Annotated in this window: 32 protein-coding genes and 1 other RNA gene; 9 read left to right on the top strand and 24 right to left on the bottom strand. The window is 55.5% G+C overall.

Annotation, left to right across the window (positions count from 1 at the left end; genetic code table 11):
* Positions 1-149 precede the first annotated feature (149 nt).
* Entirely contained in the window at positions 150-1,511 is a 1,362-nt protein-coding gene (gene ffh / locus C0560_RS15480) for a signal recognition particle protein (protein ID WP_100779246.1), read from the bottom strand.
* 166 nt (positions 1,512-1,677) lie between these two features.
* On the opposite strand from ffh, the gene C0560_RS15485 reads away from it, so the two are divergent.
* Both C0560_RS15485 and C0560_RS15490 read left to right on the top strand, forming a co-directional pair.
* Positions 1,678-2,469, top strand: coding sequence for an inner membrane protein YpjD (locus C0560_RS15485; protein ID WP_100780834.1), 792 nt, complete (start codon positions 1,678-1,680; stop codon positions 2,467-2,469).
* A gap of 18 nt (positions 2,470-2,487) precedes the next feature.
* On the top strand, positions 2,488-3,777 hold the full coding sequence (locus tag C0560_RS15490) for an HlyC/CorC family transporter (protein WP_100779245.1): 1,290 nt from the start codon (positions 2,488-2,490) through the stop codon (positions 3,775-3,777).
* A 49-nt stretch (positions 3,778-3,826) separates the two neighbouring features.
* Here the strand turns inward: C0560_RS15490 and grpE are convergent, their stop codons facing one another.
* A complete protein-coding gene (gene grpE, locus C0560_RS15495) occupies positions 3,827-4,420 on the bottom strand; it encodes a nucleotide exchange factor GrpE (protein ID WP_142503618.1) in 594 nt (197 codons plus the stop codon).
* A 121-nt stretch (positions 4,421-4,541) separates the two neighbouring features.
* Between grpE and nadK the strand changes: the two genes are divergently transcribed.
* The 3 genes from nadK to bamE all read left to right on the top strand — a co-directional run bounded on the left by nadK (position 4,542) and on the right by bamE (position 7,647).
* Entirely contained in the window at positions 4,542-5,420 is an 879-nt protein-coding gene (gene nadK / locus C0560_RS15500) for an NAD(+) kinase (protein ID WP_015960089.1), read from the top strand.
* Between the two features lie 85 nt (positions 5,421-5,505).
* Positions 5,506-7,167, top strand: a complete 1,662-nt coding sequence (recN, locus tag C0560_RS15505) for a DNA repair protein RecN (RefSeq protein ID WP_248858977.1) — start codon at positions 5,506-5,508, stop codon at positions 7,165-7,167.
* A gap of 138 nt (positions 7,168-7,305) precedes the next feature.
* Positions 7,306-7,647, top strand: coding sequence for an outer membrane protein assembly factor BamE (bamE, locus tag C0560_RS15510; RefSeq protein WP_100779241.1), 342 nt, complete (start codon positions 7,306-7,308; stop codon positions 7,645-7,647).
* Positions 7,648-7,710: 63 nt separating this feature from the next.
* Here the strand turns inward: bamE and C0560_RS15515 are convergent, their stop codons facing one another.
* Positions 7,711-7,998, bottom strand: coding sequence for an RnfH family protein (locus C0560_RS15515; RefSeq protein WP_248858979.1), 288 nt, complete (start codon positions 7,996-7,998; stop codon positions 7,711-7,713).
* Positions 7,988-8,425 carry a type II toxin-antitoxin system RatA family toxin gene (locus C0560_RS15520; RefSeq protein ID WP_198520732.1) on the bottom strand — a complete coding sequence of 146 codons (438 nt, stop codon included), beginning with the start codon at positions 8,423-8,425 and terminating at the stop codon, positions 7,988-7,990. Before C0560_RS15520 ends, C0560_RS15515 begins: the two co-directional genes overlap by 11 nt.
* Positions 8,426-8,587: 162 nt before the next feature.
* On the opposite strand from C0560_RS15520, the gene smpB reads away from it, so the two are divergent.
* Positions 8,588-9,070 carry an SsrA-binding protein SmpB gene (gene smpB, locus C0560_RS15525; RefSeq protein WP_095282985.1) on the top strand — a complete coding sequence of 161 codons (483 nt, stop codon included), beginning with the start codon at positions 8,588-8,590 and terminating at the stop codon, positions 9,068-9,070.
* 99 nt (positions 9,071-9,169) lie between these two features.
* Positions 9,170-9,532, top strand: a transfer-messenger RNA (tmRNA) gene (ssrA, locus tag C0560_RS15530).
* Positions 9,533-9,649: 117 nt separating this feature from the next.
* On the opposite strand, the gene C0560_RS15535 is transcribed toward ssrA, so the two are convergent.
* From C0560_RS15535 to C0560_RS15570, 8 genes are all read right to left on the bottom strand, one after another.
* Positions 9,650-9,865 carry an ogr/Delta-like zinc finger family protein gene (locus C0560_RS15535; protein ID WP_174343707.1) on the bottom strand — a complete coding sequence of 72 codons (216 nt, stop codon included), beginning with the start codon at positions 9,863-9,865 and terminating at the stop codon, positions 9,650-9,652.
* Positions 9,866-9,936: 71 nt separating this feature from the next.
* On the bottom strand, positions 9,937-11,037 hold the full coding sequence (locus C0560_RS15540) for a phage late control D family protein (protein WP_248858980.1): 1,101 nt from the start codon (positions 11,035-11,037) through the stop codon (positions 9,937-9,939).
* Complete coding sequence (locus C0560_RS15545; RefSeq protein WP_248858981.1) at positions 11,034-11,519, bottom strand: phage tail protein; 486 nt, start codon at positions 11,517-11,519, stop codon at positions 11,034-11,036. The genes C0560_RS15540 and C0560_RS15545 overlap by 4 nt, the downstream gene beginning before the upstream one ends.
* Positions 11,516-14,587: a phage tail tape measure protein gene (locus C0560_RS15550; RefSeq protein WP_248858982.1), complete on the bottom strand. Its 3,072-nt coding sequence runs from the start codon at positions 14,585-14,587 to the stop codon at positions 11,516-11,518. The genes C0560_RS15545 and C0560_RS15550 overlap by 4 nt, the downstream gene beginning before the upstream one ends.
* Positions 14,580-14,699: a GpE family phage tail protein gene (locus tag C0560_RS15555; RefSeq protein WP_202694107.1), complete on the bottom strand. Its 120-nt coding sequence runs from the start codon at positions 14,697-14,699 to the stop codon at positions 14,580-14,582. Before C0560_RS15555 ends, C0560_RS15550 begins: the two co-directional genes overlap by 8 nt.
* Before the next feature lie 14 nt (positions 14,700-14,713).
* Positions 14,714-15,016, bottom strand: a complete 303-nt coding sequence (locus C0560_RS15560) for a phage tail assembly protein (RefSeq protein WP_248858983.1) — start codon at positions 15,014-15,016, stop codon at positions 14,714-14,716.
* A gap of 53 nt (positions 15,017-15,069) precedes the next feature.
* A complete protein-coding gene (locus C0560_RS15565) occupies positions 15,070-15,585 on the bottom strand; it encodes a phage major tail tube protein (protein ID WP_194513534.1) in 516 nt (171 codons plus the stop codon).
* A gap of 9 nt (positions 15,586-15,594) precedes the next feature.
* On the bottom strand, positions 15,595-16,767 hold the full coding sequence (locus C0560_RS15570; RefSeq protein WP_248858984.1) for a phage tail sheath protein: 1,173 nt from the start codon (positions 16,765-16,767) through the stop codon (positions 15,595-15,597).
* 134 nt (positions 16,768-16,901) lie between these two features.
* On the opposite strand from C0560_RS15570, the gene C0560_RS15575 reads away from it, so the two are divergent.
* On the top strand, positions 16,902-17,729 hold the full coding sequence (locus C0560_RS15575) for a serine protease (RefSeq protein ID WP_248858985.1): 828 nt from the start codon (positions 16,902-16,904) through the stop codon (positions 17,727-17,729).
* 28 nt (positions 17,730-17,757) lie between these two features.
* Here C0560_RS15575 and C0560_RS15580 read toward each other — a convergent pair whose 3' ends face one another.
* Genes C0560_RS15580 through C0560_RS15605 form a run of 6 tightly spaced genes read right to left on the bottom strand, consistent with a single transcriptional unit; the run spans position 17,758 to position 21,926 of the window.
* Complete coding sequence (locus C0560_RS15580; RefSeq protein ID WP_248858986.1) at positions 17,758-18,174, bottom strand: tail fiber assembly protein; 417 nt, start codon at positions 18,172-18,174, stop codon at positions 17,758-17,760.
* A gap of 5 nt (positions 18,175-18,179) precedes the next feature.
* Positions 18,180-19,502, bottom strand: a complete 1,323-nt coding sequence (locus C0560_RS15585; protein ID WP_248858987.1) for a phage tail protein — start codon at positions 19,500-19,502, stop codon at positions 18,180-18,182.
* Positions 19,499-20,104 carry a phage tail protein I gene (locus C0560_RS15590; RefSeq protein ID WP_248858988.1) on the bottom strand — a complete coding sequence of 202 codons (606 nt, stop codon included), beginning with the start codon at positions 20,102-20,104 and terminating at the stop codon, positions 19,499-19,501. The genes C0560_RS15585 and C0560_RS15590 overlap by 4 nt, the downstream gene beginning before the upstream one ends.
* Complete coding sequence (locus C0560_RS15595) at positions 20,097-21,005, bottom strand: baseplate assembly protein (protein WP_248858989.1); 909 nt, start codon at positions 21,003-21,005, stop codon at positions 20,097-20,099. Before C0560_RS15595 ends, C0560_RS15590 begins: the two co-directional genes overlap by 8 nt.
* Entirely contained in the window at positions 20,992-21,351 is a 360-nt protein-coding gene (locus tag C0560_RS15600) for a GPW/gp25 family protein (RefSeq protein ID WP_248858990.1), read from the bottom strand. The genes C0560_RS15595 and C0560_RS15600 overlap by 14 nt, the downstream gene beginning before the upstream one ends.
* On the bottom strand, positions 21,348-21,926 hold the full coding sequence (locus C0560_RS15605) for a phage baseplate assembly protein V (protein ID WP_248858991.1): 579 nt from the start codon (positions 21,924-21,926) through the stop codon (positions 21,348-21,350). The genes C0560_RS15600 and C0560_RS15605 overlap by 4 nt, the downstream gene beginning before the upstream one ends.
* Positions 21,927-22,126: 200 nt before the next feature.
* Between C0560_RS15605 and C0560_RS15610 the strand changes: the two genes are divergently transcribed.
* The gene (locus C0560_RS15610) at positions 22,127-22,981 is read left to right on the top strand and encodes a hypothetical protein (protein WP_248858992.1); all 855 of its coding nucleotides are present in this window, start codon (positions 22,127-22,129) and stop codon (positions 22,979-22,981) included.
* Here C0560_RS15610 and C0560_RS15615 read toward each other — a convergent pair.
* Genes C0560_RS15615 through C0560_RS15640 form a run of 6 tightly spaced genes read right to left on the bottom strand, consistent with a single transcriptional unit; the run spans position 22,975 to position 25,077 of the window.
* Positions 22,975-23,421, bottom strand: a complete 447-nt coding sequence (locus C0560_RS15615) for a phage virion morphogenesis protein (protein ID WP_248858993.1) — start codon at positions 23,419-23,421, stop codon at positions 22,975-22,977. The genes C0560_RS15610 and C0560_RS15615 overlap by 7 nt on opposite strands.
* A complete protein-coding gene (locus C0560_RS15620; RefSeq protein ID WP_248858994.1) occupies positions 23,414-23,845 on the bottom strand; it encodes a phage tail protein in 432 nt (143 codons plus the stop codon). Before C0560_RS15620 ends, C0560_RS15615 begins: the two co-directional genes overlap by 8 nt.
* Entirely contained in the window at positions 23,808-24,056 is a 249-nt protein-coding gene (gene lysC, locus C0560_RS15625; protein ID WP_248860294.1) for an Rz1-like lysis system protein LysC, read from the bottom strand. The genes C0560_RS15620 and lysC overlap by 38 nt, the downstream gene beginning before the upstream one ends.
* Positions 23,941-24,369, bottom strand: a complete 429-nt coding sequence (gene lysB / locus C0560_RS15630; protein WP_248858995.1) for an Rz-like lysis system protein LysB — start codon at positions 24,367-24,369, stop codon at positions 23,941-23,943. Before lysB ends, lysC begins: the two co-directional genes overlap by 116 nt.
* Complete coding sequence (locus C0560_RS15635) at positions 24,366-24,881, bottom strand: lysozyme (RefSeq protein WP_248858996.1); 516 nt, start codon at positions 24,879-24,881, stop codon at positions 24,366-24,368. The genes lysB and C0560_RS15635 overlap by 4 nt, the downstream gene beginning before the upstream one ends.
* Positions 24,862-25,077 (bottom strand): HP1 family phage holin, encoded by a 216-nt coding sequence (locus tag C0560_RS15640; protein WP_090279260.1) that lies wholly within the window; start codon positions 25,075-25,077, stop codon positions 24,862-24,864. Before C0560_RS15640 ends, C0560_RS15635 begins: the two co-directional genes overlap by 20 nt.
* Between the last annotated feature and the right edge of the window lie 2 nt (positions 25,078-25,079).

Here is a 25,079-nt window from a genome sequence, read left to right on the forward strand (position 1 = left end):
ATGCCAAACAAGGGTTATAAGGCGTATATCGGTGCAGCCAGTTTAGTTCCGGCGTGCGCGCAGAAAGCGGAGCGTACACGTAGTACGTGAGCATTTCGAGCACACCCCGGAGCTAAAATGGCAAACAAGATAGCCTTATATCCCTTGTTTCAGCGGCCTGGGAATCCTGGCGGCATCATGCCCTTCATCCCACGCATCATTTTCGCCATTCCGCCCTTCTTCATTTTCTTCATCATGCGCTGCATGTCGTCGAACTGCTTCAGAAGGCGGTTTACATCCTGCACCTGCATCCCGCAACCAGCGGCGATGCGGCGTTTGCGCGACCCTTTGATGATTTCAGGCTTCGCACGCTCTTTCAGCGTCATCGAGTTGATGATCGCCTCCATGCGAACCAGCACTTTGTCATCCATCTGCGCTTTCACGTTATCAGGGATCTGACCCATGCCCGGCAGTTTGCCCATCAGGCTGGCCATGCCGCCCATGTTTTTCATCTGACGGAGCTGTTCCAGGAAGTCGGTCAAGTCGAAACCGTCGCCTTTTTTCAGCTTGCTCGCCAGCTTCTCAGCCTGCGCGCGGTCAACTTTGCTCTCGATATCTTCGATAAGCGACAGCACGTCGCCCATGCCAAGAATACGGGAAGCAATACGATCCGGATGGAACGGCTCCAGCGCTTCGGTCTTCTCGCCGACGCCGAGGAATTTAATCGGTTTACCGGTGATATGACGAATCGAGAGCGCCGCACCACCACGGGCATCACCGTCGACTTTAGTCAGCACGACACCGGTTAATGGCAGCGCTTCGTTAAACGCTTTTGCGGTATTCGCCGCATCCTGACCGGTCATCGCATCAACAACAAACAGGGTCTCTACCGGATTAATCGCGGCGTGAACCTGTTTGATTTCGTCCATCATCGCTTCGTCGACGTGCAGACGACCGGCGGTATCCACCAGCAGCACGTCGTAGAATTTCAGCTTCGCTTCTTTCAGCGCCGCATTAACGATATCAACGGGCTTCTGCGCGACGTCGGACGGGAAGAAATCCACACCAACCTGCTGAGCCAGTGTTTCAAGCTGTTTGATCGCCGCCGGGCGATAAACGTCGGCAGAGACGACCAGCACTTTTTTCTTGTGCTTTTCACGCAGGAATTTACCCAGCTTACCTACGCTGGTGGTTTTACCCGCACCCTGCAGACCGGCCATCAACACCACCGCTGGCGGCTGTGCGGCCAGGTTCAGCACCTGGTTCTCTTCGCCCATTGCCGCAACCAGCTCATTGCGCACAATTTTGACGAACTCCTGACCCGGGGTCAGGCTCTTGTTCACTTCATGACCAACCGCTTTCTCTTTTACGCGGCTGATGAACTCGCGCACAACGGGCAACGCCACGTCAGCTTCGAGCAACGCCATGCGCACTTCGCGCAGCGTTTCTTTCACATTGTCTTCGGTAAGGCGCCCACGGCCGCTGATGTTGCGCAGCGAGCGCGACAAACGATCGGTTAAATTATCAAACATTGTCTCTCGCCTGAGGTAGAAACGTTAGGTCGCTAGCGCGACACGTACACAGAATTTTGCCGCAGTATAACATGAAGGCGCCTTTGTTGTTATGCAACGGTTGGAGCGCGCGTCACGTAACGTTATACTGCTTATCTTTCTTATTAAGACAACTGTCGACGCCTATATGCCTGTTTTCGCACTGATCGCCCTTGTTGCCTACTCTTTCAGCCTTGCGCTGATCATTCCCGGCCTGTTGCAAAAAAACAGCGCCTGGCGACGGATGGCTATTTTGTCGGCAGTTATCGCACTGGTAAGCCATGCGTTCGCACTGGAATCACGTATTATTCCGGGCGACGGCAGCGTACAAAATCTGAGCGTGCTGAACGTCGGCTCGCTGGTCAGCCTGATGATTTGTACGGTGATGACGATTGTCGCGTCGAAGAATCGCGGCTGGCTGCTGCTCCCTATTGTCTACGCCTTCGCGCTGATCAATCTGGCGTTCGCGACCTTCGTGCCAAACGAGTTCATTACGCATCTGGAAACTACGCCGGGCATGATGGTCCACATCGGTCTGTCGCTGTTCTCCTACGCCACGCTAATCATTGCGGCGCTGTACGCCATGCAGTTAGCGTGGATCGACTACCAGTTGAAAAACAAAAAGCTGGTTTTCAACCAGGAAATGCCACCGCTGATGGTCATTGAGCGTAAGATGTTCCACATCACTCAGATTGGTGTGGTGCTACTGACGCTGACGCTCTGCACGGGTCTGTTTTATATGCAGAACCTGTTCAGCATTGAGAATATTGATAAAGCCGTTCTCTCTATCATCGCGTGGTTTGTCTATATTGTCCTGTTATGGGGCCACTATCACCAGGGCTGGCGCGGTCGTCGCGTCGTCTGGTTTAACGTAGCAGGCGCTGGCATCCTGACACTGGCCTACTTTGGTAGCCGCGTCATACAGCAGTTCGTCGGCTAAGCAACAAAGGAGTTCCCCCTGGAACACATCTCCACCACCACGCTGATCGTCACCCTGATCGTCATGGTGGTCATCTCCGCCTACTTCTCCGGCTCAGAAACCGGCATGATGACCCTGAACCGCTACCGGTTACGTCATCGCGCTAAACAAGGCAACCGTGCCGCCCGACGCGTTGAAAAGCTGCTGCGCAAGCCCGATCGTCTGATTAGCCTGGTGCTGATCGGCAACAACCTGGTCAATATTCTCGCCTCCGCGCTGGGCACTATTGTTGGGATGCGCCTCTATGGCAACGCCGGTGTCGCGATTGCGACCGGTGTACTGACGTTTGTGGTCCTGGTGTTTGCTGAAGTCCTGCCGAAAACCATCGCCGCCCTCTATCCGGAGAAAGTCGCCTATCCGAGCAGCTTCCTGCTCGGCCCGCTGCTGATCCTGATGATGCCTCTGGTCTGGCTGCTCAACATGGTTACCCGCCTGCTGATGCGCATGGTCGGTATAAAAGCCGACGTGGTGATCAGCAGCGCACTGAGCAAAGACGAGCTGCGCACCATCGTGCATGAATCCCGCTCGCAGATTTCGCGCCGGAATCAGGACATGCTGCTGTCGGTGCTGGATCTGGAAAAAGTGAGCGTTGACGACATCATGGTGCCGCGTAATGAAATCGTGGGTATCGACATCAACGACGACTGGAAAGCCATCGTCCGCCAGCTGACCCACTCTCCCCATGGCCGCATCGTGCTGTACCGTGATTCACTGGATGACGCCATCAGCATGCTGCGCGTGCGCGAAGCCTATCGCCTGATGACCGAGAAAAAAGAGTTCACTAAAGAGGTGATGCTCCGCGCCGCCGATGAACTCTATATCATTCCAGAAGGCACGCCGCTGAGTACGCAGCTGGTGAAATTCCAGCGTAATAAAAAGAAAGTGGGCCTGGTGGTCAACGAGTATGGCGATATCCAGGGGCTGGTGACGGTCGAAGATATTCTGGAAGAGATCGTTGGTGATTTTACGACGTCAATGTCGCCATCGCTCGCCGAAGAGGTTACGCCACAAAACGACGGTTCGGTGCTGATCGACGGCAGCGCCAACGTGCGTGAACTCAACAAAGCCTTTAACTGGCATCTGCCGGAAGACGACGCTCGCACCATTAACGGTATGATTCTTGAAGCACTGGAAGAGATCCCGGCATCCGGCACCCGTGTGCGCATCAGCCAGTACGATATTGATATCCTGGACGTGCAGGACAATATGATCAAACAGGTGAAAGTTATCCCGGTCAAACCGCTGCGGGATAGCGTAGCAGAACGCTAGTATGTAGGCCGGGTGAGGCAATGCCACCACCCGGCACTACAGAGGCAAATTATGCCTTCGCTTTCGCGACAGTGACCATCGCGGCACGAATAGTACGACCGTTCAGCGTATAGCCTTTCTGCATCACAGCCAGCACGTTGCCAGCAGTTACATCTTCAGATTCAACCATCGCAATCGCCTGGTGGACGTTAGGGTCCAGCGCTACGTTGGTATCCGCAACCACTTCAACACCGAACTTACGCACCACGTCGAGCATGGATTTCAGCGTCAGCTCAAGGCCTTCGACCATCGCCGCCATGTCCGGGTTAGCTTTATCAGCCACTTCCAGCGCACGATCCAGACTATCAATCACCGGCAGCAGCTCGTTGACGAATTTCTCCAGCGCGAACTTATGCGCCTTTTCCACGTCCAGCTCGGTACGGCGACGCAGGTTTTCCATTTCCGCTTTGATACGCAGCACGCTTTCGCGCTCACGATTCTGGGCTTCAGTTAACTGAGCTTCCAGATTCGCAATTTTTTCATCGCGCGGATCCACCTGCTCAGCAGAAGCATCCGGCTCTACAGCCTCAACTTCTTCGTGCTGTTCCATGATAATTTCTTCCGGGGCTTGCCCCTCAGGCGTTTTCTGTTCTTTACTACTCATGAATTTCTCCGCGTTTTTTTGCATTCATCTCGCTAACTTCGCTTATTATGGGGATCAGTTTCCGGGATTCAAGGGAACAAAGCATATTGTCACCATCAATCGGCACAAGGACCTCCAGAAAATGAATAATCATTTCAAGTGTATTGGGATTGTCGGACATCCACGTCACCCTACGGCGCTGACGACACATGAAATGTTGTATCGCTGGCTGTGCGCAAAAGGCTACGAAGTGATGGTGGAGCAGCAAATTGCGCAGGAATTGCAGCTCAAAAATGTGAAGACCGGCACGCTGGCGGAGATTGGCCAGCAGGCGGATCTCGCCGTAGTCGTCGGCGGTGACGGCAACATGCTTGGCGCGGCTCGCACTCTGGCACGCTACGATATTAAAGTTATTGGTATCAACCGCGGTAACCTGGGCTTCCTGACCGACCTCGATCCCGACAACGCCCATCAGCAGTTAGCCGACGTTCTGGACGGCCATTACATCAGCGAAAAACGCTTTTTGCTCGAAGCGCAGGTATGCCAGCAGGATTGCCAGAAACGGATCAGCACGGCCATCAACGAAGTGGTCCTGCATCCGGGAAAAGTCGCCCATATGATTGAATTCGAAGTCTATATCGATGAAGTCTTCGCCTTCTCCCAGCGCTCTGACGGGCTAATCATCTCGACGCCAACCGGCTCGACCGCCTATTCCCTCTCCGCTGGCGGGCCTATTCTGACCCCCTCGCTGGATGCTATCACTCTGGTGCCGATGTTCCCGCATACCCTTTCGGCCCGCCCACTGGTTATCAACAGCAGCAGCACCATCCGCCTGCGCTTCTCGCACCGCCGCAACGATCTTGAAATCAGCTGCGACAGCCAGATCGCGTTACCGATACAGGAAGGCGAAGACGTGTTAATTCGCCGCTGTGACTACCACCTGAATCTGATACATCCGAAAGACTACAGCTATTTCAACACATTAAGTTCTAAGCTCGGCTGGTCAAAAAAATTGTTCTAAATTTGCATCCAGCACTTTACTGGATAAAAAACCAGTTTATACTGTATGAAAACACAGTTATGGTTTTTCATACAGGAAAACAATTATGCTGGCACAACTGACCATCAGCAACTTTGCCATTGTTCGTGAGCTTGAGATCGACTTCCAGAGCGGAATGACGGCCATTACCGGTGAAACCGGTGCAGGTAAATCTATTGCCATTGATGCGCTCGGCTTGTGTCTGGGCGGTCGCGCAGAAGGCGACATCGTGCGCACCGGCGCTAGCCGCGCCGATCTCTGCGCGCGCTTTTCCTTAAAAGATACCCCTGCCGCGCTGCGCTGGCTTGAAGTCAATCAACTCGAAGATGGACGTGAGTGTTTACTTCGCCGCGTCATCAGCAGCGATGGCCGCTCTCGCGGCTTTATCAACGGGACTGCGGTTCCCCTTTCTCAGTTGCGTGAGCTGGGCCAGCTATTGATTCAAATTCATGGCCAGCACGCGCATCAGCAGCTCATTAAACCTGAACAGCAAAAAGCCCTGCTTGATGGCTATGCCGGTGAGTACGCGCTCACTCAGTTGATGGCTGAACACTATCGTCAGTGGCATCAAAGCTGCCGCGAACTGGCACAGCATCAGCAGCAAAGTCAGGAGCGCGCCGCGCGCGCCGAACTGCTGAACTATCAGTTGAAGGAACTCAACGAATTCAACCCGCAGCCGGGTGAGTTTGAGCAGATCGACGAAGAGTACAAACGGCTCGCCAACAGCGGGCATTTAATCTCGACCAGCCAGCAAGCGCTGAATCTGCTGGCTGATGGCGAAGATACCAACCTGCAAAGCCAGCTCTACACCGTGCGCCAACAGGTTACCGAACTGGTCGGTCTCGACAGCAAGTTGTCTGGCGTGCTGGATATGCTGGAAGAGGCGGCGATTCAAATTTCAGAAGCCGGTGAAGAGCTGCGTCACTATTGTGAGCGCCTGGATCTCGACCCTAACCGCTTATTCGAGCTGGAGCAGCGCATCTCCCGGCAGATCTCCCTGGCACGTAAACACTACGTCACACCAGAAGAGCTGCCGAACTATCACCAGTCGTTGCTGGATGAGCAGCAGCAGCTCGACGATCAGGCCGACTCGCTGGAAACGCTGTCTCTGGCAGTGAATGTCCATCATCAACAGGCGCTGGCCACGGCGAAGCAGCTTCACGATGTTCGCCAGCATTATGCTCAGGAGTTGGGTCAGCACATCACGGACAGCATGCATGCGCTGTCTATGCCACACGGTGTCTTCACCATCGACGTGAAATTTGAAGTCAATCATCTCACCGCCGAAGGGGCAGACCGCATTGAATTTCGTGTGACCACCAACCCAGGCCAGCCTTTACAGGCCATTTCCAAGGTCGCCTCTGGTGGGGAACTCTCGCGCATCGCTCTGGCAATTCAGGTGATCACGGCGCGTAAAATGGAAACCCCGGCGCTGATCTTCGATGAAGTGGACGTGGGGATCAGCGGCCCGACCGCCGCCGTCGTTGGCAAATTGTTACGTCAGTTAGGTGAATCCACTCAGGTCATGTGTGTCACCCACCTGCCGCAGGTAGCCGGTTGTGGGCATCAACATTTCTATGTCTGCAAAGAAACCGACGGTGAAATGACGGAAACGCATATGCACCCGCTGGATAAAAAGGCGCGCCTGCAGGAGCTGGCACGTCTGCTTGGCGGTAGTGAAGTGACGCGCAATACGCTGGCGAATGCGAAAGAACTGCTGGCTGCATAAACTTTTTCGGGATCTCAGGGTCATACAGAACAACAAAAACGCCGTCAGACCGGTTTCAAAGTGGGGCAAGGTCTATTATCATCGGCATATAACATATGAGCCGCGTATTGCTCGGGCCCGAAAAGGAATCAAATCACTATGCGCTGTAAAACGCTGACCGCTGTCGCAGCGGTTCTTCTGATGTTGACCGCAGGTTGTTCCACTCTGGAGCGAGTGGTTTACCGTCCTGACATCAACCAGGGGAACTACCTCACACCTAACGATGTGTCTAAAGTTCGTGTCGGTATGACACAACAGCAGGTCGCTTATGCACTGGGAACCCCGATGATGTCCGATCCGTTCGGCACTAACACCTGGTTCTATGTCTTCCGCCAGCAGCCTGGCCATGAAGGTGTTACGCAGCAGACGCTGACCCTGACCTTCAACAGCAGCGGTGTGTTAACCAACATTGATAACAAACCGGCGCTTACCAAACAGTAAGGTTTCAGAAATGCAAAAAGGTGCTCACTGAGCACCTTTTTTGTATCTTAACGTCGCTTCGCCCTACTTCCCGGCCTTCTCCGCCCGCTGACGGCGCAACTCTTTCGGATCGGCAATCAACGGTCGATAAATCTCAACGCGATCGCCATCACTCACAACATCTGCAAGTTTGACCGGTCGACTGTAGATACCGACTTTATTCTTCGACAGATCGATATCGCTACGCAGTTCCAGCAGACCAGAGGCACGAATCGCTTCTTCAACGGTTGCCCCCTCGTCCAGCTTCACCCGCTGAAGGTATTGTTTTGCCGGCAGGGCGTAAGCCACTTCCACCGTGATTTTAGGCGACACTGTAAACCTCTTTGGCGCGCACGGTGAATGCCTGAACCATATTGGAGGCCAGCTCTTTAAAGATGCGGCCAAACGCCAGTTCAATCAGCTTATTGGTGAACTCGAAATCCAGATGAAACTCGATGCGGCAAGCATCAGCACTCAGTGGCGTAAACTTCCAGCCACCCATCAGCGTTTTGAACGGCCCATCCACCAGTTGCATCAAAATACTTTGATTGTTGGTTAGTGTATTACGGGTCGTGAACGTTTTGCTGATCCCCGCTTTGGACACATCCACGGCGGCAGTCATCTGCGTCGGGCCAGCATCCAGCACCCGGCTACCGGTACATCCCGGAATAAACTGCGGATAAGACTGGACGTCATTCACTAACTGGTACATTTGTTCCACGCTGTAAGGCACAAGCGCAGTACGGCTAATCTGAGGCATAGCATTTTCCATGGTCACACAACGGACAAATAATAACATTTATCCCCTGTTAAAAAAACGCTAAGCCTTATCTCGTGCTAAGATAGCGCGTTGGACCTCACAGGATGCAATCGGAATGAGGTTACTTTTTGAACTCAGATTACCTATGGCTTCACGACACTTATGACGAAGAAAAAAGCACATAAACCTGGCTCGGCAACCATTGCGCTGAACAAGCGTGCCCGCCATGAGTACTTCATTGAAGAAGAATTCGAAGCTGGCCTTGCGTTGCAGGGCTGGGAAGTCAAATCCCTGCGCGCAGGTAAAGCCAACATCAGCGACAGCTATGTGATTCTGATTGATGGCGAAGCCTTCCTGTTTGGCGCAAACTTTACGCCGCTGGCCGTCGCCTCTTCACACTACGTTTGCGACCCGACGCGCACGCGTAAACTGCTGCTCAATCAGCGCGAACTGGCTTCACTTTTTGGCCGCATTAACCGCGAAGGTTACACCGTCGTCGCCCTGTCTCTGTACTGGAAAAATGCCTGGTGCAAAGTGAAAATCGGCGTGGCGAAGGGTAAAAAACAGCATGACAAACGTGATGACGTGAAAGACCGTGAATGGCAGGTCGACAAAGCGCGTATCATGAAGCACGCAGGCCGTTAATTTCTGCCTGAATTTTGTACTTTTCACACTGATTTAAGAACTTATCGTTCCACGCTGGCATCACCGATGCCAGTTCTGATATACTGGGTTCAACACATTGGGGCTGATTCTGGATTCGACGGGATTTGCGAAACCCAAGGTGCATGCCGAGGGGCGGTTTGCCTCGTAAAAAGCCGCAAAAAAATAGTCGCAAACGACGAAAACTACGCTTTAGCAGCTTAATAACCTGCTAAGAGCCCTCTCTCCCTAGCCTCCGCTCTTAGGACGGGGATCAAGAGAGGTCAAACCCAAAAGAGATCGCATGGATGTCCTGCCTGGGGCTGAAGTGTTAAAACTAATCAGGCTAGTCTGGTAGTGGCGTGTCTGTCCGCAGGTGCCAGGCGAATGTAAAGACTGACTAAGCATGTAGTACCGAGGATGTAGGAATTTCGGACGGGGGTTCAAATCCCCCCAGCTCCACCAAATAAAACAAGGGGTTACGTGAAAACGTAGCCCCTTTGTCTTTGGTAGTGGCGGCAAAATGGCGACAGCCGTTTGGTTGTGGCGGCATCAGGTAATAAAAAACCCGCCATCAGCGGGTTAGTATGCAAATTGTTCCTGCAACCCTTTCGGATGCGGAGGGGCCGAGCTTACTTTCTCTGGACGGCACACAGAACGCACAAACGTTTCATGCGTCACGAAAGTATGCCCGCACTCAATATTGGTGCACTGATTATAGCGTTCTTTGGTTTCGCTTGAGACTTGGAAACTACTACGCGTATGTGCAGAAAGTCCGCACAATGGGCAATTCATCATATTCACTCACCTCCGCTCACCTTTGCTCTAGTCGCAATAATGATACATCATTATTCAATAATGAGAACCTATCATTCAATTTCGAACTCATCAATTTTCACTTCGAGATCCAGACTGGTCGTAAATCCACTGTCCGGGTTGACCGTATGCGTCAGCGTGGTGATGGTCCACTCCGCATCATCAATGGGCTGCTTGAAGCCGCTGACCTTCACCGGCATTTCGGTGTAAAGATCTGCCCGCCCTTCTGCGAGCTGCAGGGAGAAGGACGCCACTCCGCGCTGCAGGCGCTCCCACTGCATCTTTGCCGCCCGTTCCGCATTGCTGCGGTTGGCGTAGGTCCGGTTGAGAACCAGCACGTTTTCATCGGTTCCCACCAGATAATCCCCCTGCTTCGCTTCCGGCTCTTTGGGCGCAGCGGTTTTCTTGCGGCGGCGCTTCACCTGCGTGGTCTCTTTCTTCTTCGGTTCACGAGTATGCAGCCAGCTGGCGATGACGCCGGTGTATGCCCCGCGATCTGCCAGGGTGAAACGGTGTCCGTCTCCGGCCTTGCGGGTGATAGTGATAACCGGCAACAACCTGCCGCTGGCCGTTCTCCCCTGCCCCTGGCGGATAAACAGCAGGTTTCCGTCCTTCACGGAGGCAATCGCCCCATACTGCTGCGCCAGCTTCATCAGGAAACTCGCATCGCTCTCGTTGGTCTGGTCCAGGTGATCCAGCGCTTTGTCCGTCAGGTCCTTGCCCAGCGCCAGTTTAAGGTTGTGCCGGGCGGCAATCTCTTTAACCACCTCCCCAACAGTGGTCTGGTGCCAGGACTTTTCACGCCGGGTGTTCAGGGTTTCGCGGAAGTCAGCACTGCGCGCACGGATAGTCAGCCGGTCAGGCGCGCCGGAGTGCTCAATCTCATCCACGGTAAATCCGCCTTTCGGAAAAAGCGGCTGGCCTTTCCAGCCCAGCGCCAGGTGGATGACAGCTCCCCGACGCGGCAGCACAATCATCCCGTCCGCATCGTCCAGCTCCAGATCGAGCTGGTCCGCTTCAAAGCCCCGGTTGTCCGTCAGCGTCAGACTCATCAGGCGCGCATCCATCACCGTCGTCACGTCTTTACCTTCGATGATGATGCTGAACGCCGGGCTTTTGCTGTTCAGGTCCAGCAGATCGCTGTTCAGATTCATGACAACAGCCCTCCTGCCATATTTTTCACCTTGCCAATCGCCGAGGCCGCCGTGTCCTGCAGGTTGCTGAGCTGGTCACTCAGGCTGCCGAACATCTCAGACAGCGACTCATCCACCCGTTTTAGGGTCAGCGTGAATTCAATCCGCCGCGGCATTCCGCTCTCAAAAAATTCCGTTTTGGTCTGACCCAGACTCTCGATCACAAACATGCCGTAGATAGTCCCGCTGCCCTCAATCAGCGGCCACGCTTTCCCCAGCTCCGCCATCTGCTCCAGCGCCAGCAGGGACAGCCTGCCGCCGGTGATTTCTGGCAGCAGCATGCCGGACAGCGTCAGCGAGTCGATATCCGGGCCGAGATACTGCGTGGACGGGCGGCGGTTCACCCGGCTGTTGGCCGCGTGTCGCCAGCTGCGTTGATACTGCAGCTCCTGATACGGCACGGTGCGCAGCATAAAGACGTATAAACCCAGCACCATCATCATGAATCGTATCCCCCCTGATCGCTGTAATTGCTGCGGGCCTTCGCCCTGGCCCGGCGTTCGCGCTCATCGAGCTGCCGCGCTACTTCACGGGCAATATCCTGCGCGTTCTGCCCCGGCTGGGCGGTGATATGGATCGGCGCGTTAATCTCATAGCGGATCACCGACGGCGGGTTGTCTGCCTTCACAGGTTGTGTCTGGTATGCCCTGATCGGCAGACTGAACGGATGAAGCGGCGCTGCCTCTGCAGGCGCTGCCGCCACGCCCATCGCTCCGGCCACCACGGACGCCAGCGCGGCGGTACGTCGCCTGCTGGTCACATTCGCCGGACCGTTGACAATCTCCGGGCCGTTCTCTCCCACGATGCCAAACTGGCCGCGCGGGATCACCCCGCCGGTGTCGTACATGCCCGCAAAGCCCATCGACGGGAACCCGCCAGGCGGCAGCACCACCTTGCCGTCACTGTTGACCGTCGCGGGCTGTTGTCGCGTGACCTGTTCCGGCAGTTTCGTTTTTGCCGCTTCCTTGCTAACGATGCCGAGCTTTTCCAGCAGCCACGACACGCCAGATTTCAGCGACTCCAGCGGGTGCATCACCATGTTTAGCCCTTCCGCCAGCGCCTCACCAAAACTGCGCCCCATCGCCGCCGCACTGCTCAGCTCTTCGCCGGTAGATTTCACCGGGGCTAACAAATCCGTGAACCATCCCCACAGCGCCTGCACTTTGTCGCCTATCCACTGAAACACGGGGCGGAGCGGTTCAAAGGCGGCGCTGATGGGCGCAGCAGCAGCTTTGAATCCTTCCACCACGCCACCTAAAAAGGCGCTGATGGGTTGCCAGTATTTCCAGATAACCAGCGCCACACCTGCCAGCGCCGCCACAACCAGCCCTACCGGACTGAGCAGCGCGCCCAGCAAACCGGAAATGCTGTACAGCGCCACGCGCAAAATGGCCAGCGGGCCGGACACCAGAAAGCTCAGTACGCCACCGGCGGCGAAGAGTCCACCGCGCAGCGCCGCCAGCGGGTTCATCACTGCGCCGACAACATTGCGAATGCCCACCATTCCGGCGCGGAACATCAGCAGAGGCGCACCACCTACCGCTTTCAGCGCATTACCCGCCAGCCCGGCCGAACGGCGCAGGGCATTCAGCGGCGCGCTCAGTAATCCGGCACTGCCGCCGGATGACGCCATTCCCCGACGCAACAGGGAAAGCGGCGCACCCGCCAGCCAGGACAGCGCGCTGCCGGTGCGTGTTACTGCCGCCGTCACGGAAGGCAGAGTTTTCACGCCCAGCATCGACAGGCCAAAGCGGATCACCGCCAGCGGACCCAGCACGGCGGCCACGGCCACCGCTAACGTGCCGAGCACAACGGTGATCGCTGCAGTCGCTGCCGCTACTTTCATCAGCGTGCCCGCCAGCTGCGGGTTTTGTTCCACCCAGCGGCGCAGCGCACCGGTGACGCCTTTCACGGAGTCCATGATATCCAGCAGCGGCTGACGCAGGGTTTCGCCCAGGCTACTGAACGCGTTCTGCGCGCCCGTTTTCACCAGCAACCACTGCGCGGAAAGAGAATCCTTGTTGATATCGGACTCTTTCTGCATCGAGCCGTTCGCATCTCCGCCGGATGTGAGACTGAGCTGGCGCTGCAGCTCCGGCAGGTTGTTGGCAAGCTTCGCCGCGTCATCGCCAAACTCTTTGCCAAACAGCATGGTCATGGCGGACAGGCGCTTGTCCTGCGGCAGATGGTTGACCTTCTCCAGCACGCGCTGGATGGTGCCGATGGCGTCCGTGGTCATCTGCTTTTCAATCTCTGCTGGATTGAGTTTGAGCAGGTCCATGCCTTCGAAGAAGCGCTTGCTCTGCATGGTGGCAATCGACAGTTCGCGCACCATGGCATTCGACGCGCTGGCCGCAATTTCTGGTGCAGCACCTAATGACAGAAACGTAGAGCCAAGCGCGGCGGCCTTCCGATAGTCCAGACGGTCCGCCACGCCCCCCATCCGCTGCAGGACGTCGATAATGTCTGCACCCTTTGACATGGCGTTATCGTCCAGGTAGTTCAGCGCATCGCCCAGCTGTTCAATGTTGCGGGTCGGCACTTTATACAGACTGGCGATTTTCCCCAACCCCTCTGACAACTCATCAGCGGGCAGTTCAAACGCCGTGGACGCTTTAGCCGCCGTACTGGCAAAGGCCAGCAGGTCACGCTTCTGGTCTGCCCAGGAATCGTTCGGGTTCGCCACGTTCATGCGCGCCCCGCCCTCAACCAGCGCGGCATAATCTACTGCGCCGTTTTCCATCGGTAGCTGTTCGCTGGCGGCCTTGATGGCATCCTGCATTTCATAGAACCGGGCGGTGCGGTTGCCATTGTCGTCGCGAAGGCCGTTGACCTGCTTTGCCACGCCCTTCATGGCATCTTCCATGCTGGCGTAGCTTTTCACCGCCGCCATCACTGGGGCGCCCATGGCCAGCCCGGCGGCCGTGGTGGTTGCTCCGGCTCCGGCAATCCTGTCCCGCACCTCCAGACGGCGGGAGTACTGCTCGCGGACCGCATTCATTCGCGCCTGCTGTTCGCCCAGGCGTTTCAGGGATTTCATCTGACGGTCCAGCGCCTGACGTGTTTCGTCTGCGTTCTGCCGGAGTTCCCGCTGCGCGCTGCTAAGTTTCTTCGTATCCAGCCCGGCCTCACTGAGTGCCAGACGCTGACGCTGGACCGACTGGCGCAGACCGTTGTATTTGCCCTGCAGGTCGGTGACGCGGCTTTTTGCCTGCTCCAGCAGTCTGGACTGCGCCGCCGTCGGGCGGTTGGTGGCTGAGAACTGCGTGGCGAGTTTCGCCGCTTCTTCGCGGGCGGCTTTCAGGCTGTTACCGGTGACGGCCAGCTGCGCGCTGGCTTTGCGGAAACCGTCAATCCTGCCCGCCTGGGCATCTAACTCTTTAAGACGGGCACGGCTTTGCTGGACGGCAGTTGCCAGCTCCTTCGAGCTGGCCTGCGCGGATCGGAACGGGCGGGTGAGCTTATCAACCGCATTAAGAATCACCTGCAGGCGCAGGTTGTTGTCACTCATCGCTGGCCCCGCTTCGCAGAATGGCTTTGTGTCGCCACTCCAGCACGTCCGTTAGCGGCATAACGTCAGTGACGGACGGCGACCAGTGAAAGATGGTGGCAATGTCTGCCACCAGATCATCAACCGTCAGGCAGTCGGCAAACCGGCAAGCACCGACTTCTTCAATAAAAAAGTCACCACCTCAACCGACAGCGCGGTGAGATCGGCAGGGTCCAGCTCCGCCATTTCCTGCGCGGTCAGGGTCGGCGTGGAGATTCGCGGAATAACTGTCATCATCGCGCCCACGTCCATATCCATAATGGCCTGCAGGCGTGTGCCCCGCAGCGCGCCGGACTGTGGTTTGCGCAGTACAATCTCGGTGATTTCCGTCTTTCCACGCGTGATCGGCGTATCCAGCTGCACGGTCTTTTCGGTTGGTTTATCGCTCATGTTCTTTTCCTGTATATGCGTACTGACGCGGTTGCCCGCGCCGTTCAAGTTATTCAGAGGCCTAGGGCATTACGGTGCGCTTCCATCAGATCCACGCCGTCCACGATTTCAATCATGTTGACCAGATCGACCTCATAGAGCACTTCGCCGTTAATGGTCAGCTTCGCGTAGCTGTTGGTACTGGTCACTTTGGTGGTGCTGCTTTCGCCGGTCTTCCACTCGCCGGAATCCAGCTCCTTATGACGCCCGCGCACAACCAGTTCGACGGCCTGTACCTCGCCGGTGTCGTCACGCTGGATAGAGCCGGTAAAGCGCAGCTGGATGGCGTCCACCGTGGTTTTGCCCATCTGTTTAAACAACAGCAGCTCGGTGCCGCCGATGGAGAACTCCGTATCAATAGCGCCGTCATCCAGCCCCATATCCACGTCCACCGCGCCGGGCATCCCGCCGCCGCGATACTTCTCAAACTTACGGGTGAATTTCGGCAGGGTCAGCGACTCGACGATCCCCTGCCAGTTGTTCCCGTCGTTGAACAGGTTCAGATGTTTCAGCTTGCGTGGTAAAGCCATGGTGTCCCCTTACGCACTGACCTGGCTGGAGAAATCCAGCAGGTACTGATCGGTGATGCGCTGGCGCAGCATCAGGTTTTCCAGCGGCGGCACTGGCGTGTAGTCGTAGTCGATGGTGAGCTTCCCGGCTTTCAGGGAATCCTTATCGTTCACGGCCTCGTCCAGCCAGCAGTCCGCGCCGATGATGTAGCCCTGCGTTTTCAGGCTGCGCAGTTTGGCGCGGATGCCTTCGATAATGTCGCGGGCCAGCGACGGATTCAGCACGCCATCCACCGCCCACATGTGTGCCTCGGCAATGGTGTCCGCCAGCACCTGCGCCGTGCGGGTGTAGTTCTCAAAGGCAAACAGCGGATCGTCGCTCAGGCAGCGGGAACCCCAGAAGCGGAAACCATCCTTGCGGATAAGCGTGGTGACGTCGTTCTGGTTGAGCAGCCCCGCGTCGGTTGCCGGGTCCTGCAGATCCCAGAACACATCGGCGGACAGCCCGGTGACGCCGTTCACGCCGACGTTGGACAGGGTTTTGTGCCAGCCAGTCTGCTCGTCAATTTTGGCGCGCAGACCGAGCGCACGGGCGGAGGCGTAGGCCGTCGCGTCGGCATTCAGCACGGTGTCAAAATTGATGAAGTCCGGCCAGATCAGCATCCCCTCGCGCTGACTGAAATTAGCGCGATAGGCAATGGCGTCCTCCACCGTTTTACAACCGTAGGCGGAGAGGTAGGCAAACCCGCGCAGGCTCTGCGCCACACTCAGCAGTTCCGTCGCCACAGCCTGCGTGTCATGCCCTGGCACGCCGAGGATGCGCGGTTTCACGCCAAGCTGTGACTGCGCCGACAGCAGCGCTTTCATGCCCGTTTTTTTACCGTCAGCGGTGACGCCGCCGACGATATTAGAGGTGGTTTCCGCTTCGGTTTCGCCCTGCGGCACACGCACTACGACGGTGACGGGTTTGGCCTGATCGGCAATCGCATCCAGCGAACGGGCCAGCGTGCCGGACTCGCCCGCTTTGCCGCTGGCGGTTAGTACGTCGGTCAGCAGGACCGGTTTGTTGAGAGGGAACATTGCCGCATCAGCATCATCGCCGGTGCAGACCATGCCCACGATAGCGGTGCTCACCGTGGTAATGGGTCGGGTGCCTTCGTTGATTTCGACAACGCGCACCCCGTGGTGGTAATCCTGAGCCATAAAAATATCTCCAGTTTCATTACCGGGATACATTGGCCTGATTGATGACTTACATCATCCAGATAGCAGTGTGCCATTGACGATACAATTAGAGTCCGGTATGACTCATTAACACTCAAATATCGGAGAACACCATGCTCATCCCTTCGTTCTATTATCCATACCCCTCAATTATTGATCTATATCCTGATGGCATTGAAGATAATATTGCCTCCCAACTTACTGATAAGTGGGATCGAGCTTTCGTCTCATTCCATGCACCAAAACCAAATAGCAAAAAAGAAACACTTACAGTGGGCAGTGGCTTTTTGATGTTAATAAACAACAACCCTTATATCGTTACAGCAGGCCATGTAGTTGAAGGGATGAAAGATCTAGACAGTAGGTATTTCAGGGTTGAAAGGCAGATGTACCCATTTGAAAATATTGCCGTTCATTATAACTCTGAACAAGATTACGCATTTATTGAACTTCCAGAAGCAATGCTTTATTCAGGCAAAGGATTCGTTTTCTTCTCAGATGTTTCTCGCACTGATATTTCACCCACGTCATCTATGATTATCTCTGGGTATCCCGCAACAAAAAATAAATTCCACAAAGACAGACCTAGCAAGGGATTACAACGATTTAATTTTGTTCATCACTATTTTGAATACAACTCTCAAAATGAAGAAATCCATTTCCCATTTGACTCAAGACAAGGCAAAGGAACTACAGTCAGAACAGAACCTGCCAGCACACTCACATCGGTGCCATATCTTGAAGGAATGAGTGGTGCGCCGGTATTACAAATCATGCAAAACATTCACACCAAAGCGTTGACGCTTCGTGTTGTCGGAATATTCAAAGAGCATAGATCTAAAAGTGAGAAATGCCTGGTCGCTTCTACTTTCGTTCTTTTTGCAGAAGAGATAAATAGTATTCTCAATATTAAAAGTCCCTTTGGAGAAAGCGCTGATTAGCTCCTCGCAGAAGCGGAAGAGCAATCTGTTAAATTGGTGACTGAGGCCAATTGTTCTCGTGCGCACCAGCAGTATCCACTGCCTCAAGCGCATCCAGATAATCCAGCCAGTGGTTGTAATCCGCCAGCTCCTCACCAGCGAGCCGACCAATGGCTGCCTTGCCCGGCCACTGTCTGCTGTTCATGTATTCATTCGCCTGATTAATCAGTGCCTGAAGTTTGATTTCAGCTGCCTGCTCCCGTTCCTCAGATGAGAGCGGTGGTGCATCTTTCCAGACTGGCAAGCCAGCAGTATCCGCGCCCATGACCTTACCTGCAGGCCAGGGCGCGCCTGCGAACTGAGCGTACATTTCCGGGCCGATCTCCACAGCGTCGTCTGGAATGACGGGGCTGTCTGGAAAAACATAGAAACCAGCACTATGCGGATCAAAATAGTAATTTTTCATCGGTATCAGCTCCCAAGCGCAATCCAGTAAATAGCGTTTGTTGTTGGTGTAAGATAGGTGAATCTCGCTTTGATTCTGTTGGTATTGGCAGTATCAAAACCCGCAAAACGTTGCGACGGATCATTTGTTGCCATAAACGCAACCAGACTTCTGAATGCCACCGGAAACGCCAGCGGGAAAGTCACATCCAGCGAAGCTGCTCCCCCAGACGTGGCAGAAACCGCAAAAGACCCCCACTGGATAATTAATCCGCCTGGCAGTTTTTGATAACCATTTGCAACCAGGGAATTGCCAAAGCTGGCCATATCCGGTAGCTGGTTATTTCCGGTGCCCACATCTTTCGTGGCAGCCGTTCCCAGCGCCAGCCAGGACAGCAACTCATTAACCGATTTGCCGGACAGGCTGGAAAGAGTTGAATCCAGCGGCTGTTTGCCCGCAAGCGCATTGGTCATGGTGGTGGCAAAGTTTGGATCGTTGCCCAGGGCTGCCGCCAGCTCGTTAAGTGTATCCAGCGCCGCCGGGGACGAACCGACCAGTGCCGCCAGCGCTGATTTCACAAAAGCCGTTGTGGCAATCTGCGTGTTGTTGGCAGTCTGTCCTGCAGTGGGAGCCGTCGGCGTTCCCGTAAGGGCCGGATTTGCCAGCGGCGCTTTCAGCGCCAGCGCGTTATTGAGTGCCGTCACCACCGCCTGTACAAACGCCGTGCTGGCAATCTGTGTAGTGTTCGTTCCTGCCGGTGCGGTTGGCGTTTTGGGCGTGCCCGTCAGGATCGGGCTGTCTTTCGGTGCATATTGCGTATGCGGGTCCGCTGCGGCGATGTGTTTCGCCATCTGGTCATCCACATAAACCTTCAGCTCCAGCACCTTGTCATCGACATACTTGCGTGTTGCCAGCACCACTGCAGGGTCAATTTTCAGGGTAATATTATCGGTGCTACTTGTGATCAACACCATGCGGACGGTCTGTGTGCGCCCGCTGCCCTCAGCGAGCTGCGGCTTATAGCTCTCCGGGCAGTTGCCGACGGCAATCAGCGCACCGGTATCATCAAACAGCCCGACCTCACGAATCCACCACCCGCCCTCGGTTTCAGGGATCACCTGCTCGGCAATAATCTGGCTGCTGTTCTGCGGGTCGATGTAAAGCATATTGAGATCGGCCCGGCGCTTTTCAGCAATAAGCCTGGTCTGCTGCGCGCTGGGTGTGGGGAGTACACCGCCACCGTCGCCTACTGCCATCCGGGTAATGTTCAGCGGCACGCCGAGCGCGGCGGAACTTGCCAGCTTCGCCGCGCCGATCTCCGTCAGCAGGGTGTAGAATTTTGCGCTCATGGATTCACTCTCATTGTGTCAATAACATGGACCGCCCCGCCCTCATAAGCGGTGCCGCCAGAAATAATGGTTTCATTGATATACGGATAAATGGTGATTTCCTCGCCGGTGTAGGTGGCTGCGCCGACGAAATACGGCCCGCTGGTCTGCAGGTTGATGGACATGCCGATCAGATGGCGGCTGCAGGGTTTGGCGTCGCTGATGAGGCGCTCCAGCTCCAGATAGGTTTCTTCTGTGATGCCCTGGTCCTGCACGCCGATATCCAGGCGAAACGTGCCAGGCTGTTCACCGGTCTGCCACCATTCGATAATGCGGATCAGGAAGCCGAACGGCTCCACCACCCGACGCACGGCGCTGGTTGTACCTTTGTGCTGATGGATATAGAACGCATCCTGTACCACCCGGCGCTTCACGCTTTCCGTCCAGCTCTCGTCCCAGCGATCCACGGAAAAGGCCCACGCCAGATACGGCAGGAAACTGACCGGGCAGGTTGCCGGGTTCCACAGGTCACGCAGCGGCACCTCCAGCCCGGAAATCCCGCTGCAGCTCTGCGCCAGTCGGCGCTCAAGCGGCGATGAGCCAGGCGGCAGCAGACTATTCATCCGTGCCTCCGTTGGTCACATCCCACTGTGTGCAGGAGGCGGCCTGCGTCTTGTCCAGCACCACATCATTCAGCGGGGATGCCAGCTCGACGCGCTGCACACCTTCGACATGCAGCGCGGCATAAATGGCGCTGCGGCGGATATCACGTCCGAGCCGCGTCTGGCTGGCGATGTACTTCTGCAGGCTGGCTTTTGCCGCCGCCATCACCGGCTCTGCCTCCGGTCCAGGATAGAGAAAAATGTTTGCATCCACGCTGTATGGAATAATCTCGGCGCTGCGCACCGTCAGACGATCCGCCACCGGGCGCACGCTCTCGCTGTTAAGCGCCTTTTCAACCACGGCCAGCAGGTCAGTCCCGGCCGTGCCGTCGCCTTCGCGGTTCAGTACGGTCAGCACGACCTCCGCCGGTGCAGGACTGGTTGCGCTCGCATCCGCCACACGCCCGTCCGCACTTCTGGCGTGAAACTCATAGGCCGCCGTCGGCCCCGCAACGGACAGCCCTTCAAATGCTGCAGGCACACGCAGACGCAGCGCCTCGTCACTTTCCATCACAGCAGCCACCGGCGGCACGGCGTCGTTGTCGGCAGGCGTCACCGTCAGGCGCTTCACGTTGTAGTTGGCGGCGAGTTGTTCAAGATCACCGCCGAGGGCATACGCCACCATGACCGCCTGCGCGGCCTCGTTGATACGCTGGCGCAGTAGCACTTCGCGGTAGGTACTTTCCTGCAGCTGTTTGGTGATAGGTTCAGACTCCAGCGCCAGCGTGCGCGCCACTGCGGCCTGCTCGTCCGCCGGATACAGCGCGATAAAAGCCGCCTTACGTTCTGCCAACAACGTCTCAAAATCCGGCACGTCCACGATCTGCGGCGCGGGGAGCTGGGAAAGGTCAATGACTGCCATTATCTGCTCCTGTCGATACGGAAAGGGAAACCGGCGCGCCGTTGTTGCGCTGCCCGGTAAGGTCCACGACCATCGAGCCGTCAAAGCTACTGCTGATAGTGATGGAGTCCAGCGTCAGGCGTGGCTCCCAGCGACTCAGCGCCATATACACCGCCGACATAATCTGCAGGCGCAGCGCCGGGTTCTGGGGCTGGTCAATCAGGACGGACAACAGGGAGCCATATTCCCGGCGGGCAATGCGGCTGCCTTGAGGTGTCAGCAGAATATCGCGCACCGACTGGCGCAGATGGTCCGTGTCCGTAATGGCTTTCCCGTTGCTCTGGCTCATGCCGAGATACAGCGTCATACCGGACCTCCCGACGTGTCACCGCCCTTCATGGCTTTAATATGGGCATGGTCATCCACCACGATCCCGTTGGAACTCATCGGGCCGCCGCCCTGGGTGACAGCGCCGTTGATCACCACCTCGCTGTTGATGCGCGTGGTGTCGGCCTCCACCACAAATTCCGAGGTTTTGAAGGTGATATTGTCGGCCGCCTCGATCACCATGGATCTGATACCTTTCACATGCCAGCGGCCGGTGGCAGGTTCGTACTCAAACCAGCCGCCGTCCGGGTACTGCGTCACGCAGCCGTCCACGGAATCCGACGGCGGCGCAAACTGGCTGGAGTAGATGGCGGGTAGCGCGAACGCCGTTTCGAGATTGCCGCCCATGCTCAGGACCACCACCTGCTCATCCGGCGACGGGCACCACCATGTGCGGGCACCACCGGCGCGCAGCGTCAGCCAGTTAATCCAGTTGGTTTCTAGTTCGCCCACCTTTACCCGGCATAGCCAGTTCTCCCGGTCCACTTCGGTCACGGTGCCGGTGCGGATCAGGTTGGTGATAAGGCGCATGATTTCTGTTAGTTGTGTGTTCATAATGCTAAGAATGACATTTACAGGTTTTTACCTCACGATAAAAAACCTGTATGGTTTTCAGCACAATAGGCATATGAGAGAAAGCGATGGATAGTTACGTATATCAAACTGAATGCAGAGAGATCGGTTATTTTCAAATCGACGAGCCTAACGAATCAGGCGACTACAAAATTCAATACTACCCCGCCAATAATCATTCAATGGATTACGTAGGTGCAACGACTTGGAAAATTTACTCAAGTGAATTCCCTGAAGTTACCACACCAACACAATTAAATACTGAAAACCTTCATAGACTTATATCATTAGTCCTCACAAAAAATGATTCCAGAGGTGTTTTCAATGTAATTAAAACACAAATATCTTCGGATGCAGGCTCTTTTACCCCAAGGATTAACAGGGGGGAGCCAGGATTATTTTACAGGCAATATTTAGAACCCGAAATGTCTGAAGAAGTTAGGGCATATGAAAATATAATTAATTCTCTTGAGGATATTTTTCAAACCATAGAACCTGAAAACGGAAACTTAAATACCTATGGAAATAAAATCAGAGAACTAATAATCATTGCATGCACTGAAGTGGAGTATTTACTTAAAATGATTCTAACTTCAAGCGGTGTAAAACCTAAAAGACGAAATTATACTACAGAAGATTATATATGGTGCCTTAGTGCATTGAAATTGAATTGGTATTGCGTTAGCTTTAATAATTACCTTGGCTTCAACCAATTAAAACCATTCAAGGGCTGGTCTAATACCGCACCAACAGCATCCCTCCCATGGTATGATACTTATAACAAAGTCAAACATGACCGTGGAAATACAAAATCAAAAGCCACCCTCGAGGTTCTAATTAATTCAATCGCAGCCATTCATATTTTACTAGAAGCTCAATATGGAAAAGAAATTTTCGAATTTAGGTTTCAACACACTTATAGAACATTATTCAGAACCGACTTCAGGCCAAGATGGGAAATAGAAAATATGAGCACACCAATTCTATCATTCCATGGCCCAAGTTGGGTTGAAGGCAAACCACTTACTTGTCAGTAATGAAGCCATAATAAAATTGTATCACGAATTTTCTTTTCGCATTCTTTACTCACTCCCAACAACCTACGCTCGGAATATTTAACTTCCGAGCCATGCATATTGTTTCGCTCCCGTAAACCATAATGGTGAACCCGAGCAATGCGCTGCACCTTCCCAACAAACTGCACGCTGGCAGAGTCCACGCTGGCTGCAGTTTTCAGGTATTTCGTGGTGCGGAGTTTGGTGAACATCTGCCGCTTAATGCGGCCTTTCTTTGTCCTGGCAGTTACCCGGCGCGGCTCGTAGCCTGTGCCATCAGGATTACGCTGCAGCCGGATATTCTGCTGCTGGCTCCGGCGCAACTCCTGCGCCAGTTCCCGCATCATGCGCTGACGAGCAGCAGGCTCCAGATTCGCCAGCAGGGCCGCCAGCCACTCGTCCACTTTGTGCAGATTATCCACATTTCACCGTCCACATTTCTTCTGGCTCGTCGGGTTCTGACTCCGCCTTAACTGTCGAGACTCCGCCGTCGGCGTTGACCAGCACGCGCTCCGTCAGCTGCAGGTTCAGACTGATATCACAAGCGTCGTTGCGCAGAATATCGACCTCAAAGGTGCACAGCTTTTCGCGCAGCTGCGGGTTGTTGATGGCATCCGTCTGATTGGCATTCAGCCACAGCAGCACCGGAGCCATCAGCAGGTTCTGGTCGCCGCTGAAATCCTCGATCACCACATTCAGGGTGTAGCGGTATTCCCAAGACATAGACTGCGCGCCGGTTGCCACCAGAGAACCGTTATCCACGAACAGATGCAGCTTGTCCGGGTTATCACGGACATAAGGCACCGCCTTATTCAGTGCGCTGCGTAAGGACTGCGGCTTGTTCACTGTCTCGCTCCTGACACGCAACAATCGTGTCCACTTTGTCAGCACAGACCGCCCAGGCGGCCTCGGTTTCATCCAGCATCGCGTTCAGATCGCCGTTAGTGCGCGGCGCTGACGGGTTCAGGCTGCACGGCGTCACTCTGGGACAGCCATTCACGGTAAGCTGCACCTCCGGCGAGGGCCGGACGTTCCCGCAGCCGGATAATGTCAGCAGGCAAAGGAGTGTCAGCCCAGCGGCGTAAATCTTGGTTCTCACGTTTCAGTTCCTCGATCCGGTGCTGCCGGTGACGCAGCAGCGCGGTGGTCTGCTCTGCCGCCACATAAAGCCGCATCTGCTCCCGGCTGTTGGTTTCGGTCAGAATGGACAGGCCGATCAGCTGGCTGTTTTTCTTCGCCAATGCCTGCGTTTTGGTCTCCAGTGCCTCGCCCTGGGTTTCGAGGGTGTGCCGGGCATTGTTCAGTTGCCATGACTGCCAGCCCAGCATTGTGATGACCAGTGCCAACGCTATCGCCAGCGCTCGCGTCATACCCCAGCCCCTTTCAGGCACCAGGCCATTTCACGCGCTCGGCGGTTATCCAGCCCCTGATTAAACACGCCTTTGACGTACACCCAGCGCGGCAGCTGGCGGCAGGCATCCGCCCAGCGCTTTTGATTGAGCAGTTTCACCAGCGTGGAGCTGCAGGCCTTGCCGGTGCCGACGTTGAAGGCGAACGACACCACCGCGTCATAGACCTTTTGCGGCACGGATGGCACCACGCACTTCTCCAGCGCCCGTTCGACAATCAGCACGTTGCTGATCAGCCCCTGCGCGGCCTGCCGTTCCGTGATTGTTTTGCCCGGCGTCACTCCGGACGTGTTACCGATCCCGTCGGTCCACACACCTGCGCTGCACTGGTACGGCTGCAGGCGACACCCCTCGTAATCGGCAATCAGTTTCAGCCCTTCCACGGAAGTGTGCAGCGACTGAAAGCCGGGCAGCGTGGCGGCGATTGCCAGCACCACCCCGACCAGGCAGCGCTTAACGATTGAAGGATTCATATTCCCCCTGCGAGATTTTGCCGCCGCGCAGCAGTTTGAAAGACTGGTGTTTGTAGTACCAGTTGATCGCCAGCATCAGCACACCAATCAGCACGCCGCCGACGGTGGAGGCATCCTTAAGCGACAGGTCGCCCAGCCAGGCCAGCAGCACGGCTATACAGTAAGTGATAAAGGCGCTGACTCTCTCAAGCGTCATGA

It is taken from the genome of Lelliottia sp. AC1 (assembly GCF_023278595.1).
Taxonomy (GTDB): Bacteria; Pseudomonadota; Gammaproteobacteria; order Enterobacterales; family Enterobacteriaceae; genus Enterobacter; species Enterobacter nimipressuralis.